We start from the raw sequence: 14,918 nt of genomic DNA, 5'->3' as shown, positions 1-14,918 counted from the left end.
CCCGGCCTCCCAGGTACCCCGTCCGCCCCCTCCGTCGCCTTCCCGGGCGACGCCCGGACCTGCGTCACGCGCGGCGCCATCGGGGCCCGCGCGCCCTTTGATCGGAGACTTACCCATGTACGACCCGATTGTGCGCAGTGCCGAACGTTCGACCCGTAGCTGTCGTCCCCGCCGCCTGGCCTGGCTGCTTGCCCTGGCCGCCGGCAGCGTCGCCCTGCCCGGCCTGGCGCAGGCCGCCAGCTGTGCCGGGGTGGCCCAGTGGGACCAGGCCAAGATCTACCGGGCCGGCGATACCCTGCAGAAAGGAGGCGTCCTCTATCGGGCGAACCAGGACATCTGGAACGCGCCGCCGGACCATCCGGCCGGCGCGCCCTACTACACCAACCTGGGTGCCTGCGATGGCAGTGGCAGCAACCAGCCGCCGGTGGTCAGCCTGACCTCGCCGGCCAACGGTGCCACCTTCAGCGCCGGCAGCACGGTGAACGTGACCGCCAACGCCAGCGATCCGGACGGCAGCGTCGCCAAGGTCGAGTTCTTCCGCGACGGCAGCTCGCTGGGCATCGCCACCAACGCGCCGTATGCAGCCAGCTGGGCCAATGCCAGCGCCGGCAGCCACACGCTGCGTGCGGTGGCCACCGACAACAACAACGCCACCACCAGCACGCCGACCATCACCATCACCGTCAACGCCGCCGGTGGCGACACCACCGCGCCGAGCGTGCCGGGCGGGCTGGCAGTCGGCACCCGTACCGCCAACAGCATCGCGCTCAGCTGGAGCCCGTCCACCGACAACACCGGCGGCAGCGGCGTGGCCGGCTATGACGTGTACCGCAACGGCAGCCTGGTCGGCTCGCGGTCCAGCGCCAGCTATGTCGATGGCGGGCTGACCGCATCGACCACCTACCGCTACCGCGTGCGTGCCCGCGACAACGCCGGCAATGCGTCGGCACAGGGCACCGAGATCAGTGCCACCACGCTGGCCGGCGACGGCGGCACTACCGGCAAGCGGGTCATCGGTTACTTCACCCAGTGGGGCATCTACGGCCGCAACTACCGGGTCAAGAACATCGACAGCAGTGGCTCGGCCGCGCGCCTGACCCACATCAACTATGCGTTCGGCAACGTGCGCAACAACCGCTGCGAAGTGGGCATCACCCAGCCGTCGGATCCGAACAGCGGTGCCGGTGGCGATGCCTTCGCCGATTACACCAAGGCATTCAGTGCCGCCGAGAGTGTCAGCGGCAGCGCCGATACCTGGGACCAGCCGCTGCGCGGCAACTGGAACCAGCTCAAGCAGCTCAAGGCCAAGTATCCGGGCATGAAGGTGCTGATCTCGCTGGGTGGCTGGACCTGGTCGCGCGGCTTCTCCAGCGCGGCCCGCCCGGAAAACCGCCAGGCCTTCGTCGCCTCGTGCATCGATGCCTACATCAAGGGCAACCTGCCGGTGACCGACGGTGCCGGTGGTGCCGGTGCCGCACTGGGCGTGTTCGACGGCATCGACATCGACTGGGAATACCCGGTGGCCTGTGGCATCGAATGCGGCAAGCCGGAAGACAACGCCAACTTCACCGCACTGATGGCCGAGTTCCGCCGCCAGCTCGATGCGGTGCGTCCGGGCCTGTTGCTGACGGTGGCAGTGGGTGCGGGCATCGACAAGATCCGCGTCACCGATCCGGCCGCGTACCACCCGTACCTGGACTACATCAACGTGATGACCTACGACTTCCACGGTGCGTGGGATGCGAAGACCAATCACCAGTCGGCGCTGTTCGATTCGCCGAATGATCCGTCCACCGGCGACCAGAAGCTGTACAACAGCAACGATGCCATCGAGGCCTTCATCAGCCGCGGCGTGCCCGCTGCAAAGCTCAACCTGGGCATCGGCTACTACGGGCGTGGCTGGACCGGCGTGGCCAACGCCAACAACGGCTTGTACCAGACCGCAACCGGCGCCGCACCGGGGACCTACGAGGCCGGCATCGAAGACTGGAAGGTGCTGAAGAACCTGGCGTGGCCGGGCTACACCGACAACACCGCCGGTGCCACCTGGATCTACAACGGCAGTACGCTGTGGAGCTTCGACACCCCGGCCAACATCACCCGCAAGATGGGTTACGTGAAGACCCAGGGCCTGGGCGGCGCGTTCGTCTGGGAGTTCAGTGGTGACGATGCACAGGGCACGCTGACCAAGGCGGTCAGTGATGGCCTGAAGTAAGGAAAAAGCCGGGGGCGCATTGTGCGCCCCCGGCCCCTGATCTGTAGCGCCGAGCCATGCTCGGCTGTCACATGTGGAACCGCAGTCGAGCATGGCTCGACGCTACAGTTCCGCGTCAGCGCTTGGCCGACAGCTTTTCCAGCGCTGCGCGCAGCTGTGCCGGCGGCAGGTAGCCACCCAGCTGGGTGCCATCGGGGGCGAAGATCGCCGGCGTGCCGTTCACGCCCAGCTGCTGGCCCAGCGCGTACTGCATGGCCACCGGGTTGGTGCAGTTCTTGGCAGGCACGCTGCCACCGCGCTTGGCATTGGTCAGCGCCTGGCGACGATCGGCCGCACACCAGACCGAGATCATGTCGGTGTAATCCTTGCTGCCCAGGCCCATGCGCGGGAACGCCAGGTACTCGACGCTGATGCCGTTGCGGTTCAGTTCGGCAATGTCCTGGTGCAGCTTGCGGCAGTAACCGCATTCGATATCGGTGAACACGCTGATGGTGTACTTCGCGTTCGGCGCGGCAAACACGATGCGGTCACCATGGTTGGCCTTGGCCAGCAGGTCGCGGCGGTAGCCGAGCAGGCCTTCGCTGTTGGCCGGGCCCTTGGCACGGGTGTCGTAGGGCTGCGACTGGAACAGGTAACGGCCATCGTCGGAGACGTACAGCAGCTGGCCGGAAACGACGACCTCGCGGAAGCCCGGGAACGGCGCAGCACCGATGTAGTCCACCTGGAAGCCCGGATTGAGCGCGGTCAGCGCCGCACGCACGGCCTGGTCGGCCGACGCATTGGCGACCGGACCGGCCTTGGCCGCCGCGGCGGCAGCAGGTGCCTTGGCGGCCGGCGGGGCCGGCTGGGCGCAGGCGGTCAGGCTGAGCGCACCGAGCACGGCGGCGATGGCAAATCGAAGCATGGAGCGGTCCGCGACAGAAGAAGACCCCGAATTCTGACACAGCCGCCCGCAGCGGGCCGCGACGCCGCGCACGGCCCGGGGCCGGGATTCAGCCGCCGGCTCAGCCGCGCGGGTGATGGCGGGCGTGCAGCTTCTGCAGGTGTTCGCGGGCCACCAGGGTGTATATCTGGGTGGTCGACAGCGAACTGTGGCCCAGCAGCATCTGCAGCGCGCGCAGGTCGGCGCCGCGATTGAGCAGATGGGTGGCGAAGCTGTGGCGCAGGCCATGCGGACTGATCCGCGCCGGATCGATCCCCGCGACCTGGGCGTGGCGCTTGACCAGATGCCAGAACGCCTGCCGGGTCAGTGCGTGCAGCGTCGGCTCGATGAATAACGGCGTCTGCCCATCGGCCAGGGCGTGCACCCTGCCCTTGCCGACCAGCTGCGGCCGCGACTGCTGCAGGTAGCGCTCCAGCCAGTGCTGCGATTCCTCGCCCAGTGGCACCAGGCGTTCCTTGCTGCCCTTGCCGGTGACCCGCAGCACGCCCTGGCGCAGGTTGACCGCGGTGGCCGGCAGCAGCACCAGTTCGCTCACGCGCAGCCCTGCGGCATACATCAGTTCGAGCATGGCCCGGTCGCGCAGGCCCAGTGCGCTGTCGATGTCCGGCGCCGCCAGCAGTGCATCGATCTGGCTTTCGGCCAGCGCCTTGGGCAGCAGACGTGGCAGTTTCGGTGGGTCCAGCAACGCGCTGGGGTCTTCACCGCGTTCGCCACGGCGTACGCCATCGGCGAAGAACGCACGCAGCGCCGACAGCAGGCGGGCATTGCTGCGCGGCGACCAGCCATGGCGGGTGCGCCAGGCCAGGTAGTCGAACAGCCCGGGACGCTCGATGCCGGCCAGGCCACCGTCGCGCCCATCCATCCAGCGCGCCAGCCCTTCCAGGTCGCGCCGATAGCTGTCGAGGGTGGCGCGGGCCAGGCCGTTCTCGGCCCAGATGGCATCGAGGAAGCGCTCGATGCGCGCGCTGTCGTCACCGCGCAGCTCGGGCAGCTGCTGGACCAGCTGGCGGCGTTCGGCAGGAGTGGAAACAAGGGCCATGGGTGAAGGATACGAGGGTGCCAGCGGATGCGGCCAGCATTGCGTATGCTCGGCGCATGTCCCGCCCCGCCACCGACACGGCCCCTGCGGCCGCTACTGGAATGCCGCGCCCGCGCGCCCTGCTGGTCTGGCGCGTGCTGGCCATGGTCTACGACGCACTGCCGGTGCTGGCACTGTGGATGCTGGCAGGCACGCTGTTCACCCTGGCCTACACCCTCAGCGGCCACGCGCAGCGCGAGAACATCGCCCCGTTCAGTGCCTGGCAGTGGCTGCTGTGGGCGGTGTGCTGGGCTGTGACGGGCGGGTATGCAACGGCCAGCTGGCGCCGCGGCGGCCAGACGCTGGGCATGCGGCCATGGCGGTTGAAGCTCGAATCGAGCGATGGCACGCCGCTGCGGCGCGCGCAGCTGTGGCTGCGCTTCGCGGTGGGCACGCTGTCACTGCTGCTGGCTGGGCTGGGGTTCTGGTGGGCATGGGTCGACCCCCAGCGGCTGACCTGGCACGACCGCGCCAGCGCCACCCGGCTGGTGCGGATGCCCAAGCGCTGACGCGCATTCTGTTGCGTCGAGCCATGCTCGACTGCCTTCTGTGTAGAGTCGAGCAATGCTCGACTCACGCGCAGAGCGCGGAAGGCAGCCGGGCCACGCCCGGCGCTGCATCACTCAGCCCGACTTGCGCCGGAACAGCAATCCGGACACCGCCAGCATCACGATCGGCGGCAACGCATAGGCAATGCGGTAGTCGAACTTCAGCGCGCCGGCCATGCGGCCGAAGAACAGCTGCAGCAGCCAGAAGCCCAGTGCGAACAGGATGCCCAGGAACAGGCGCTTGCCCATGCCGCCGCTGCGTAGCGAACCGAACGCGAACGGCACCGCGGCCAGGCACAGCGCCAGCACGTTCAACGGGTAGAACCAGCGGCTCCAGTAGATATCCTCGAAATCACGGGCATCCAGGCCGTTGCGTTCGCGGTACTCGATGCTGGCCCGCAACTCGGTGATCCTCAGGTTGCGCGGCTTGGCGATCCCCGCGGCCAGCGCGCCGGCATCCAGGCGGGAATTCCACGGCTCCCGTGCCACTTCCTGGCGCGTGGCCGAGCGCTCGCCGAACGTATCGCGGCTCACGCTGGTCAGCACCCAGCCGTCACGGTCATGCTCGGCGGTGGCGGCATGGGTGATCGAGGCGATCCGTCCATCCTCGGCGATGCGATACAGGCGCACCTCACGCAGGATCAACCGCGTGCCCTTGTCGCCCACCAGCTGCTCCTCGCCGCCGGCAGCGCTGAGGAAGGTGTCGCCCTCACGTGCCCACAGGCCCGCGTAACGGGTGGTGGCGATGTCCCGGCCCCACTTGGCGCTGGCCTTCAGCGCATCGGCGCGGTCCTGGCCCCACGGTCCCAGCGTCTCGGCGCTGAACACCATCACGGCGGTCAGCAGTGACAGCGCGATCGCCACCGACACGCTCAACCGCCTGCGCGACAGGCCCAGCGCGCGAAGTGCGGTCAGTTCCGAGGTCGCGGCCAGCTGGCCCAGCCCCATCAACGCGCCGATCACCGCAGCCGTGGGGAACATCGTGTAGGCCCGGCGCGGCACGGTGTACAGCACCCAGGCCGCCGCGTGCCCCAGCGTGTAGCCGTTCTTGCCGATGTCCTTGAACTCGCCGGAGAAGGCCATCACCACGTCCAGGCCCACCAGCACCGCCCAGGTCAGCAGCACCGTGGTGAACACCGTCCGGCCCAGGTACAGGTCGAAACGCATCGGGCGCAGCCTCATGCGCGGGCTCCCTTCGGTCGGCCCAGGCGGCCATCACGTGCATACATCCAGATCGACAGCGCCAGCAGCGGCAGGGTCAACCACCACAGGCCGAGCGCGGCCGGAATCTTGCCGGTGGCGATCCAGCCACTGCCGATGAACATCAGGTTGGTCCCCACCATGTAGGCCATCAGGGCCAGCATCATCCGCCCGTAGCGCTGCTGGCGCGGCGAGCTGCGGCCCAGCGGTACGGTCAGCAGGGCAAAGGCCAGTGCGATCAACGGCGGCGCCAGGCGGCGGTGCAGCTGGGCCTGCGCCTGCGGGCGCCCATCGCCGATCAGCTGCAGGGTCGGCATCAGTTCCGGATCATCTTCTGTCCGGGTCTGCGCGCCATCAGGCAGGGCCACATCGTTGCGGGCGAAGGTGGCCAGCCGGTAATCCAGCCCGCCTACGGCCGGGCCTTCCACCTGGTGCCCGTCGTCCAGCTCGAGGAAGCGCTGGCGGGCGCCTTCAAAGAACATCCGGCCACCTGCTGCGGACACCACCTCGATGCGGTCATCCTTCTGCCGCTGCATGAACACCTTGCCCAGCTCGGTGCCGTCAGCCGAGATCGAAGACAGGTAAACCACGCCCCCATTGGGCAGCGGGGTGAACCGGCCAGGCTCCAGGCCGGCCATCAGCACGCTGCGGTTGGCCTCGATGATCATCTGCTCGGCCACCCGGCCGGCCCACGGGCCCAGCCACAGCGAGCAGGCACCGACCAGCAGCACCACCGGCACCACCAGCATCAGCAGCGGCCGCAGCAGGCGCTTGGGGCCGACGCCAATGGCGGTGATCACCGCCATTTCCGAGTCGCGGTACAGGCGGGCGATGGCCAGCAGCAGGCCCAGCATCAGTGCCAGCGGGAGGATCAGCGGCAGGTAGGCGATGAACTGCAGGCCCAGCTGCGAGAACAGCAGCTTGGCCGGCAGGCGTCCGTCGGCAATGTTGCCGAGGATGTCCACCAGGACGCCGCCCACGCTGACCACGAGCAGGACGATCAGGGTAGCGAGGAAACTCTGGACGAAATCGCCCAGCAGGTATCGGTCGAGCTTCAACATGGGGCGGTGGTTTAAACTCTGGGGTTCGTTCGCGGTGCCGCCCAGTCTACTGTCTGGGCGTAAACGGTCCGCGATTGTACGGACTTGCCAATGGAATCTGCTCAATGGCCCTCGAATTCACCCTGAACCACGTTGCTCCGGCCGCCGCCACCGTTGATTGCCTGGTGGTCGGCGCGTATGCCGACCATACCCTGACTCCGGCCGCAAAGGCACTGGACGCCGCCAGCGGCGGTCGCCTGGCCGCCCTGGCCCAGCGCGGCGACCTGTCCGGCAAGACCGGCGCCACCACCCTGCTGCACGACCTGCCGGGGGTGTCGGCCCCGCGCGTGCTGGTGGTCGGCCTCGGTGAGGCCGCCCGTTTCGGCGTGCCCCAGTACCTGAAGGCAGTCGGCGACGCCGTGCGCGCGCTGAAGGCCGGTGCCACCCGCAGTGCACTGTTCACCCTCTCCGAGGTGGCGGTGAAGGACCGCGACGCCGCCTGGGCGACCCGCCAGGCCGTGATCGCCTCCGATCACGCTGCTTACCGCTACACCGCCACCCTGGGCAAGAAGAAGGCCGACGATGCCGGCCTGGCGCAGCTGGCCATTGCCGGTGACGACGCCCTGGCCCTGGCCCAGGGCCAGGCCATCGCCGCCGGTGTCGAGTTCGCCCGCGAACTGGGCAACCTGCCGCCGAACTACTGCACCCCGGCCTACCTGGCCGAAGTGGGCGTGAAGTTTGCCGGCGAGCACGACGGCGCCGAGGCCGAGATCCTGGATGAGACCCAGATGGAAGCGTTGGGCATGGGCTCGCTGCTGGCCGTGGCCCGTGGTTCGGCCAACCGCCCGCGCCTGGTCGTGCTGAAGTGGACCGGCGCCGGCGACGCCAAGCCGTACGTGCTGGTCGGCAAGGGCATCACCTTCGATACCGGCGGCGTCAACCTGAAGACCCAGGGCGGCATCGAGGAGATGAAGTACGACATGTGCGGTGGCGCCAACGTCATCGGCACCTTCGTCGCCGCGGTCAAGGCCAAGCTGCCGCTGAACCTGGTGGTAGTGGTCCCGGCGGTGGAAAACGCCATCGACGGCAACGCCTACCGTCCGTCCGACGTGATCACCTCGATGTCGGGCAAGACCATCGAAGTCGGCAACACCGACGCCGAAGGCCGCCTGATCCTGTGTGACGCGCTGACCTATGCGCAGCGTTTCGAGCCGGCCGCGCTGGTCGACGTCGCCACCCTGACCGGTGCCTGCATGGTCGCCCTGGGCCACCAGACCGCTGGCCTGATGAGCAAGCACGACGACCTGGCCAACGAGCTGCTGGCCGCCGGCGAACACGTGTTCGACCGCGCCTGGCGCCTGCCGCTGTGGGACGAGTACCAGCCAATGCTGGATTCGACTTTCGCCGACGTCTACAACATCGGCGGCCGCTGGGCCGGTGCGATCACCGCCGGCTGCTTCCTGTCGCGCTTCGCCGAAGGCCAGCGCTGGGCACACCTGGACATCGCCGGCGTGGCCAGCGATGAAGGCAAGCGCGGCATGGCCACCGGCCGCCCGGTCGGCCTGCTGAGCCAGTGGCTGCTGGACCAGGTCGCCCGCGCCTGATGCCGTACCCGACCCTGGCCGGCCACCGCCGGCCAGGGCCTCGCCCGGCAACGCCGGGCCCCTGCCTGACCCGGACCCTGCCATGCCCCGCGCCGACTTCTACCTGATCGCCAAGCCCCGCTTCCTGACCGAGCCGCTGCGCCTGGTCTGCGAGCTGGCGCGCAAGGCCAACGACGCCGGGTTGTTCACCCTGGTGCTGGCCCGTGACCAGGCCCAGGCCGAGGAACTGGACGAACTGCTGTGGGCGTTCGATGACGACGCCTACATCCCGCACCAGATCGCCGGCGAGGACATGGACGAGGAAGAAGCCCTGGTGCTGATCGCGGTGCCCGGCACCGAGGCCCCGGCCCGCCCGCTGGTGATCAACCTGCGCGACGATCCCTGGCTGGGCCAGTGCGAGCGCGTGCTGGAGGTGGTCCCGGCCGACCCGGAAGCGCGCGAACCGCTGCGCGAACGCTGGCGCCAGTACAAGGCCGCCGGTTACGACCTGAACAAGCACGACATGTAAGCACGCGCCGGCCCCCTTGATGGGCCGCCGCCGTGCCCTGATCCTTCAACGATTGCCTCCTGGTTCCCCCGCATGACCCAACTCGCCTCCAGCTACGACCCGAAGTCCTTCGAGACCGACCTCTACGAGGCCTGGGAGAAGGCCGGCCACTTCAAGCCGTCCGGCACGGGCGAGCCGTACACCATCCTGCTGCCGCCGCCGAACGTGACCGGCACCCTGCACATGGGCCATGCCTTCCAGCAGACCCTGATGGACGCGCTGGTGCGCTACCACCGCATGCGCGGCTACGACACGCTGTGGCAGGTCGGTACCGACCATGCCGGCATCGCCACCGAAATGGTGGTCAGCCGCAACCTGGCGCTGGAAGGCAAGGGCGAGACCCGCGATTCGCTGGGCCGCGAAGGCTTCATCGGCAAGGTCTGGGAGTGGAAGCAGCAGTCCGGCGACACCATCGAGCGCCAGATGCGCCGCCTCGGCACCTCCGCCGACTGGTCGCGCAGCACCTTCACCATGGACCCGCAGCCGTCGGCCGCGGTCAACGAAGCCTTCGTGCGCTGGTACGAGCAGGGCCTGATCTACCGTGGCCAGCGCCTGGTCAACTGGGACCCGGTGCTGAAGACCGCGATTTCCGACCTGGAAGTGGAGAGCGCCGAGGAAGACGGCTTCCTGTGGTCGATCGCCTACACGCTGGATGAAGGCCTGAGCTACGAGCACGTCGAGCGCGATGCCGACGGCGTGGAAACCCTGCGCGAGACCCGCGACTACCTGGTGGTCGCCACCACCCGCCCGGAAACCCTGCTGGGTGATACCGCGGTGATGGTGCACCCGGAAGACGAGCGCTATGCGCACCTGATCGGCAAGAGCGTGGTGCTGCCGCTGACCGGCCGCCGCGTGCCGGTGATCGCCGACGACTACGTCGACCGTGCGTTCGGCACCGGCGTGGTCAAGGTCACCCCGGCGCACGACTTCAACGATTACGAAGTGGGCGTGCGCCACAGCCTGCCGATGATCAACCTGTTCACCCCGGTGGCGGCGCTGAATGAGAATGCCCCGGAACGATTCCAGGGCCTGGACCGCTACGAAGCGCGCAAGGCCGTGCTGGCCGAACTGGAAGACCTGGGCATCCTGGTCGAGACCAGGGCGCACAAACTGCAGGTGCCGCGCGGCGACCGTACCGGCCAGGTGATCGAGCCGTACCTGACCGACCAGTGGTTCGTGAAGATGGACGACCTGGCCAAGCGTGGCCTGGAACTGGTCGAGGACGGCAGCATTTCCTTCGTGCCGCCGAACTGGATCAACACCTACCGCCACTGGATGAACAACATCCAGGACTGGTGCATCAGCCGCCAGCTGTGGTGGGGCCACCGCATCCCGGCCTGGTTCGATGCCGCCACCGGCAGCTGCTACGTCGGCCGCAGCGAAGCGGAGGTGCGGGCCAAGCACAACCTCGGCAGCGATGTGGTGCTGAACCAGGAAAGCGACGTGCTGGAGACCTGGTTCTCCTCGCAGCTGTGGCCGTTCTCCACCCTGGGCTGGCCGAACGAACAGGCCATGGCCGAGCGTGGCTTCGACCGCTACCTGCCGTCGTCGGTGCTGATCACCGGCTTCGACATCATCTTCTTCTGGGTGGCGCGCATGATCATGGCCACCGACAACCTGGTCGGGAAGATCCCGTTCAAGGACGTCTACTTCACCGGCCTGATCCGCGACGGCCAGGGCCAGAAGATGTCCAAGAGCAAGGGCAACGTGCTCGATCCGCTGGACATCATCGACGGCATCACCATCGACGACCTGGTCGCCAAGCGTACCGGCGGCCTGATGCAGCCGAAGATGGTGGAGAAGATCGAGAAGGCCACCCGCAAGGAATTCCCGGACGGCATCGCCGCCCACGGTGCCGATGCGCTGCGCTTCACCATCGCCGCGCTGGCCACCCACGGCCGCGACATCAAGTTCGACATGAACCGCGCCGAGGGCTACAAGAACTTCTGCAACAAGCTGTGGAACGCCAGCCGCTTCGCCCTGATGAACACCGAGGGCGCGGCGTTCAGCGGCGTGCCCACGCCGCGCACCGATGCCGAGCGCTGGATCCTGGCGCGCCTGGCCGCCACCACCGCCGAAGCGCAGGGCCATTTCGCCGCCTACCGCTTCGACCTGCTGGCACAGTGCCTGTACGAGTTCGCCTGGAACGCGTTCTGCGACTGGTTCCTGGAACTGAGCAAGCCGGCACTGAACGGCGGTGACGCCGCCGACGCCGAGAGCACCCGCCACACCCTGCTGTACGTGCTGGAAGCGCTGCTGCGCCTGCTGCACCCGCTGACTCCGTTCATCACCGAACAGCTGTGGCAGCAGCTGGCCCCGCGCCTGGGCCTGGCCGAGACCACGCTGTCGCTGCGCCCGTACCCGACCGCGGCCGAGTTCGAAGGCGATTTCGCCCAGGCCGAGGCCGACGTGGAATGGCTGAAGGCGGTGATCAGTGCGGTGCGTCGCGTGCGCAGTGAACTGAATGTCGCGCCGTCCAAGCTGGTGCCGCTGCGCCTGCAGGCCGGGCTGGAGCAGGACCGCGTGCGCATCGAACGCTTCAGTGCCTCGCTGTCGTTCCTGCTGAAGCTGGACAGCATCCAGTGGCTGGCAGAAGGCGAAGGCGCACCGGCTGCCGCCGCCGCGATCATCGGTGAGCTGAAGCTGCTGGTGCCGCTGGAAGGCCTGGTCGATCTTGATGCCGAGCGCGTGCGCCTGGACAAGGAAATCGCCCGCGTCGACGCCGAAAAGGAGAAGAGCGAGACCAAGCTGGCCAAGTTCACCGACAAGGTGCCGCCGGCCGTGGTCGAGCAGGAGCGCGTGCGCCTGGTGGACTGGAACACCCAGCTGGCTGGCCTGCGCGAGCAGCGCGCGAAGCTGTAACCGCCGCGCTCTGGTGCGTGCCAACCAAGGTTGGCACCTACCACGGCGGGAGAGGTTGGCACCCACCGAAGCGGAATCGGAAACGCCGGGCGATGCCCGGCGTTTCCATTTGCCTCGCATGGCATCATCGGCGGATGCCGCTTTCCATCTTCCTGCTCGTCCTCGCTGCCGCAGCACTGCATGCCAGCTGGAATGCGATCGTCAAGCGCGGGCCGGACAAGTTCCTCGGCACCGTGCTGGTCACCGGCAGCGCCGCGCTGCTGTCGGCCACCGCGTTGCCGTTCCTGCCCTTCCCTGCCGCGCACAGCTGGCCGTGGCTGGGTGCCTCGGTGTTGCTGCAGGTGACTTACTACGGCCTGGTCGCACGCTGTTATCAGCAGGTCGACATGAGCCTGGCCTATCCGCTGATGCGTGGCAGTGCGCCGATCCTGGTCGCACTGGCCGGCACCCTGCTGGGTGAAGGGCTGCCGCCCGTGGCGTGGCTGGGCGTGGTGCTGGTCAGCACCGGCATCCTGTGCATGGCACTGGGTGCACGAGGCGGCCAGCTTCGGCTGCCACTGCTGACTGCCGCAATGATCGCCACTTACACGCTGGTCGATGCGCAGGGTGCGCGCCAATCCGGCAGCGCGCTCAGTTACACCCTGTGGTTGTTCCTGCTGTCGGGCATTCCATTGCCGCTGTGGGCGCTGTACACCCGGCGGGGTGCGGTGCTGGCCTATGCGCGCCAGCACTGGCCGCTGGGCATGGCCGGCGGCGTCGGCACCACCGCCTCGTATGCGATGGCGCTGTGGGCGATGACCCAGGCGCCGGTGGCGATGGTTTCGGCGCTGCGCGAATCCTCGATCCTGTTCGCGCTGCTGATCTCGGTGTTCCTGCTGCGCGAGCGGATACCGCGTGCGCGCTGGCTGGCAGCGGCACTCATCGTCGGTGGCGTATTGGCGTTGCGGTTGGCCTGAGCAGAGCGTGCCAACCCAGGTTGGCACCTACCACGGCAGGCGATGTGTCGATCACAGCGGAGACCCATCGGTAGTGCCGGCCGCTGGCCGGCAACCCTTCTCCGCTACAGCGGCGGCATCGCCTGCAGGTCGCCGTCGACCAGCTCGATCGCCATCACCAGCGCGTCTTCGCGGCCCTGCGCGGCGGGGTAGTAGCGCGGGCGACGGCCGATCTCGTTGAAGCCCTCGCTGTGGTACAGCGCCAGCGCGGGCGCATTGGAGGGCCGCACTTCCAGGAACACGCGCTGCGCGCCGCGGTCTCCGGCCAGCTGCACCAGCGCACGCAGCAACTGGCGGCCGAGCCCCCGCGACTGCGTCGACGGATCGATGCAGACGTTCAGGACATGCGCCTCATCGGCGGCGATGCTGAGCACGCCGTAGCCGATCAGCAGGCCATCGCGCTCCATCGCCAGGCCCGGGTAACCGGCGCGCAGGCAGTCAACGAAGATGCCGCGGGTCCATGGAAACGGATAACCGCGCACTTCAATCGCCATCACCGCATTGAGATCGCTCTCGCGCAACGCGCGCAGGCTGACCGGGCCGGGCTGGCTGACCGCACTCATGGCGCGCCCCGCTTGCGCAGCGCACGCAGCTGCGGCCACAGCGCGCGCTTGGCGGCCGGGTCGTGGCGCAGCTGGTCCAGGGGCCAACTGTCCATCAGCGCCTGCGTCGCCGGATCATTGGGATTGCAGCCGGACGCACGCAGCAGCGCGATCTGCAGGCGATCCGGCAGGCGCACCACGGGCTGCCGGGCATTGCCGGCCGGCAGCGGACGCGCCGATGCCGGCGCGGTATCGGGTGCGTTGACCGGGGTTTCGCGGCGGGGCGGCGCCGGGCGTTGCAGACCGGGCGACGGCAGAGCCTCGGCGCGGCGTTCGCCCGACGAAGATGCCGCGCTTGCCCGTGCCGGCTGCGTCGGCGGCACGGCGGCCGCCTCGGCTTCGGCCACGCTCAGCTGCAGCGCGGCATCCAGCTCGGCGGCCAGCTGGCCGTCGTGGTAGACGGTGTAGCCCATGGCCTGCAGCCAGGCCTGCTGGGCCGGAGACCACAGCACGGGCAGGTCCTGGCTCACGCCGCCTCGGGCTTCTTGCGCAGGCGCTGCACGGCCCACATCACCGGGCCGGACAAGGCATACAGGATGCCTACCGCGAACAGCACGCGCGGCAGATCGATGACCGCGATGGCGATGGCCACCGGCACCAGCGCCAGCACCAGGAACGGGACGCGATCGGAACGGGTGCCCTTGGCGGCACCGCCCTTGAAGCTCCAGAAACGGATGCGGCTGACCATCAGCAGCGCCGCGATGATCGTCACGGCCAGCGCCACATAGCGCAGCTGGTTGCCGTCCCAGCCCAGGTTGCCATCGGCGAAGGCCCAGACGAAGGACATCATCAGACCGGCCGCAGCCGGGCTGGCCAGGCCGACGAACCAGCGCTTGTCGACCACCGCCACCTGGGTGTTGAAGCGGGCCAGGCGCAGCGCCGCGCAGGCGGCATACAGGAAGGCCACGGCCCAGCCGACGCGGCCGAGCAGCGGGTCATCGAACTTCAGCCACGACAGCGACCAGTGGTACATCACCAGCGCCGGGGCCATGCCGAAGCTGACCAGGTCGGCCAGTGAGTCGTACTGCACGCCGAATTCGCTGCTGGTGCCGGTCAGGCGCGCCACGCGCCCGTCCAATCCATCCATCACCGCCGCCACGAACACGGCAATGCTGGCGTTGACGAAATCCCCGTTGGCCGCGGCGATGATCGCGTAGAAACCGGCGAACAGCCCGGCGGTGGTGAACAGGTTGGGCAGCAGGTAAATCGTGCGCGAACGCGGCGGCGGTGTGATCGGGTCCATGGAATCCAGTTTAATCGACTTGCCAGTGCTCGGTGCCAATG

At 68.5% G+C, this 14,918-nt stretch carries 13 protein-coding genes; 6 read left to right on the top strand and 7 right to left on the bottom strand.

Annotated features, from left to right (window positions below):
* Positions 1–115 precede the first annotated feature (115 nt).
* Positions 116–2,215, top strand: coding sequence for a glycosyl hydrolase family 18 protein (locus VN11_RS02870; RefSeq protein WP_053448749.1), 2,100 nt, complete (start codon positions 116–118; stop codon positions 2,213–2,215).
* A gap of 115 nt (positions 2,216–2,330) precedes the next feature.
* On the opposite strand, the gene VN11_RS02865 is transcribed toward VN11_RS02870, so the two are convergent.
* Both VN11_RS02865 and xerD read right to left on the bottom strand, forming a co-directional pair.
* Entirely contained in the window at positions 2,331–3,119 is a 789-nt protein-coding gene (locus tag VN11_RS02865; protein WP_053448748.1) for a thioredoxin fold domain-containing protein, read from the bottom strand.
* A 100-nt stretch (positions 3,120–3,219) separates the two neighbouring features.
* Entirely contained in the window at positions 3,220–4,197 is a 978-nt protein-coding gene (xerD, locus tag VN11_RS02860) for a site-specific tyrosine recombinase XerD (RefSeq protein WP_053448747.1), read from the bottom strand.
* Between the two features lie 56 nt (positions 4,198–4,253).
* On the opposite strand from xerD, the gene VN11_RS02855 reads away from it, so the two are divergent.
* Positions 4,254–4,745 carry an RDD family protein gene (locus VN11_RS02855; protein ID WP_053451237.1) on the top strand — a complete coding sequence of 164 codons (492 nt, stop codon included), beginning with the start codon at positions 4,254–4,256 and terminating at the stop codon, positions 4,743–4,745.
* Between the two features lie 114 nt (positions 4,746–4,859).
* On the opposite strand, the gene lptG is transcribed toward VN11_RS02855, so the two are convergent.
* Positions 4,860–5,966 carry an LPS export ABC transporter permease LptG gene (gene lptG / locus VN11_RS02850; RefSeq protein WP_053448746.1) on the bottom strand — a complete coding sequence of 369 codons (1,107 nt, stop codon included), beginning with the start codon at positions 5,964–5,966 and terminating at the stop codon, positions 4,860–4,862.
* Positions 5,963–7,045, bottom strand: a complete 1,083-nt coding sequence (lptF, locus tag VN11_RS02845; RefSeq protein ID WP_053448745.1) for an LPS export ABC transporter permease LptF — start codon at positions 7,043–7,045, stop codon at positions 5,963–5,965. Before lptF ends, lptG begins: the two co-directional genes overlap by 4 nt.
* A gap of 104 nt (positions 7,046–7,149) precedes the next feature.
* Between lptF and VN11_RS02840 the strand changes: the two genes are divergently transcribed.
* The 4 genes from VN11_RS02840 to VN11_RS02825 all read left to right on the top strand — a co-directional run bounded on the left by VN11_RS02840 (position 7,150) and on the right by VN11_RS02825 (position 12,993).
* Positions 7,150–8,628, top strand: a complete 1,479-nt coding sequence (locus VN11_RS02840; RefSeq protein WP_053448744.1) for a leucyl aminopeptidase — start codon at positions 7,150–7,152, stop codon at positions 8,626–8,628.
* 82 nt (positions 8,629–8,710) lie between these two features.
* A complete protein-coding gene (locus VN11_RS02835; RefSeq protein ID WP_004154132.1) occupies positions 8,711–9,136 on the top strand; it encodes a DNA polymerase III subunit chi in 426 nt (141 codons plus the stop codon).
* Positions 9,137–9,208: 72 nt separating this feature from the next.
* On the top strand, positions 9,209–12,037 hold the full coding sequence (locus VN11_RS02830) for a valine--tRNA ligase (RefSeq protein WP_053448743.1): 2,829 nt from the start codon (positions 9,209–9,211) through the stop codon (positions 12,035–12,037).
* Between the two features lie 134 nt (positions 12,038–12,171).
* A complete protein-coding gene (locus VN11_RS02825) occupies positions 12,172–12,993 on the top strand; it encodes an EamA family transporter (RefSeq protein WP_053448742.1) in 822 nt (273 codons plus the stop codon).
* A 104-nt stretch (positions 12,994–13,097) separates the two neighbouring features.
* On the opposite strand, the gene rimI is transcribed toward VN11_RS02825, so the two are convergent.
* The 3 genes from rimI to pssA are packed head-to-tail and all read right to left on the bottom strand — an operon-like array spanning position 13,098 to position 14,877.
* Entirely contained in the window at positions 13,098–13,595 is a 498-nt protein-coding gene (gene rimI / locus VN11_RS02820; RefSeq protein WP_053448741.1) for a ribosomal protein S18-alanine N-acetyltransferase, read from the bottom strand.
* Positions 13,592–14,104, bottom strand: coding sequence for a hypothetical protein (locus tag VN11_RS02815; protein ID WP_053448740.1), 513 nt, complete (start codon positions 14,102–14,104; stop codon positions 13,592–13,594). The genes rimI and VN11_RS02815 overlap by 4 nt, the downstream gene beginning before the upstream one ends.
* Positions 14,101–14,877 (bottom strand): CDP-diacylglycerol--serine O-phosphatidyltransferase, encoded by a 777-nt coding sequence (gene pssA, locus VN11_RS02810; RefSeq protein WP_005415206.1) that lies wholly within the window; start codon positions 14,875–14,877, stop codon positions 14,101–14,103. Before pssA ends, VN11_RS02815 begins: the two co-directional genes overlap by 4 nt.
* Positions 14,878–14,918 lie beyond the last annotated feature (41 nt).

It is taken from the genome of Stenotrophomonas maltophilia, from assembly GCF_001274595.1.
GTDB classification, from domain to species: Bacteria; Pseudomonadota; Gammaproteobacteria; order Xanthomonadales; family Xanthomonadaceae; genus Stenotrophomonas; species Stenotrophomonas forensis.
This window is presented reverse-complemented; position numbering and strand designations above follow the sequence as displayed.

What these genes read in the sequence shown, in the direction of transcription:
- VN11_RS02870 (WP_053448749.1), top strand. Translation starts at nt 116, where the DNA reads ATGTACGACCCGATTGTGCGCAGTGCCGAACGTTCGACCCGTAGCTGT.
- VN11_RS02865 (WP_053448748.1), bottom strand. Translation starts at nt 3,119, where the DNA reads ATGCTTCGATTTGCCATCGCCGCCGTGCTCGGTGCGCTCAGCCTGACC.
- xerD (WP_053448747.1), bottom strand. Translation starts at nt 4,197, where the DNA reads ATGGCCCTTGTTTCCACTCCTGCCGAACGCCGCCAGCTGGTCCAGCAG.
- VN11_RS02855 (WP_053451237.1), top strand. Translation starts at nt 4,254, where the DNA reads ATGTCCCGCCCCGCCACCGACACGGCCCCTGCGGCCGCTACTGGAATG.
- lptG (WP_053448746.1), bottom strand. Translation starts at nt 5,966, where the DNA reads ATGAGGCTGCGCCCGATGCGTTTCGACCTGTACCTGGGCCGGACGGTG.
- lptF (WP_053448745.1), bottom strand. Translation starts at nt 7,045, where the DNA reads ATGTTGAAGCTCGACCGATACCTGCTGGGCGATTTCGTCCAGAGTTTC.
- VN11_RS02840 (WP_053448744.1), top strand. Translation starts at nt 7,150, where the DNA reads ATGGCCCTCGAATTCACCCTGAACCACGTTGCTCCGGCCGCCGCCACC.
- VN11_RS02835 (WP_004154132.1), top strand. Translation starts at nt 8,711, where the DNA reads ATGCCCCGCGCCGACTTCTACCTGATCGCCAAGCCCCGCTTCCTGACC.
- VN11_RS02830 (WP_053448743.1), top strand. Translation starts at nt 9,209, where the DNA reads ATGACCCAACTCGCCTCCAGCTACGACCCGAAGTCCTTCGAGACCGAC.
- VN11_RS02825 (WP_053448742.1), top strand. Translation starts at nt 12,172, where the DNA reads ATGCCGCTTTCCATCTTCCTGCTCGTCCTCGCTGCCGCAGCACTGCAT.
- rimI (WP_053448741.1), bottom strand. Translation starts at nt 13,595, where the DNA reads ATGAGTGCGGTCAGCCAGCCCGGCCCGGTCAGCCTGCGCGCGTTGCGC.
- pssA (WP_005415206.1), bottom strand. Translation starts at nt 14,877, where the DNA reads ATGGACCCGATCACACCGCCGCCGCGTTCGCGCACGATTTACCTGCTG.